Origin of the sequence: Helicobacter trogontum (assembly GCF_000765905.2) — a bacterium.
Taxonomy (GTDB): domain Bacteria; phylum Campylobacterota; class Campylobacteria; order Campylobacterales; family Helicobacteraceae; genus Helicobacter_A; species Helicobacter_A trogontum.
This window is the reverse complement of sequence record NZ_JRPL02000099.1, coordinates 1-769: the sequence shown is the minus strand read 5'-3', so window position 1 is coordinate 769 and position 769 is coordinate 1. Positions and strand designations below refer to the sequence as shown.

Annotated in this window: 1 protein-coding gene; it reads right to left on the bottom strand. The window is 27.6% G+C overall.

Annotation, left to right across the window (positions count from 1 at the left end; all coding sequences use genetic code 11):
- On the bottom strand, window positions 1-447 hold a 447-nt coding region (locus tag LS81_RS11050; protein WP_138069963.1), incomplete at its 3' end, for a hypothetical protein.
- Window positions 448-769: the final 322 nt, after the last annotated feature.

Here is a 769-nt window from a genome sequence, read left to right as displayed (position 1 = left end):
TTTAGGAAACTTTGGATTTGTGATATTAAAATAAGTATTGATTTCATCTTCTGGAGCTGAAATGTCCATAAGTTTATAAGGCTTTTTACCTTTTTGATAAAGAATAAAGATATAAGGGCTATCAATTTTGTTTATTTCCAAGGAATAGTTTTGAAAGATTAGTATCCTGCATTCCTTCACATCTATAGCATAAAAATTGGTTTTGATTCCATTAGCACGCAAGTAATCTTTTGCTGAATAAAGATAGTGTGCCCAATCATCCATTGCAGTATAAAAATCATCTTCATTGTTGGTAGAAATTTTAAGCTTTTCAAAATAGCTTTCTGTTTGTCTTGCGTAAAATCCACATTTCTTGCATAAAATTTTGCAGTCTTTATGAACCATTTCTATATCATTGCCATAGAGACTACAAATTATACTAATAAACGCAATATAATATTTAAACATTATTTCTCCTAAAGTTGTGTAATTTTAATATGATATTATTGTCTTTTGGTTTCATTTGTAATTATGAACTTCTTTGATGCCTCAAACTTTTGGATTTCTCTTTTAAAGTCTTTTGGATTTTTAAGTCTCCACACAGAAATATCAATAGTATTATTTTTTGATACATCTTCTATACAATAAAAAATCTAGTATCTTCTTTGCTTAAGTCTATCTCTCCATTATATCTTTAGCCTCCAAACTCAAGCATAGAGCCATAATTATTGCAATATTTTTTATATATTTATACATACTATTTTCCTCTTGTATTTCTATTTGGGCTTGT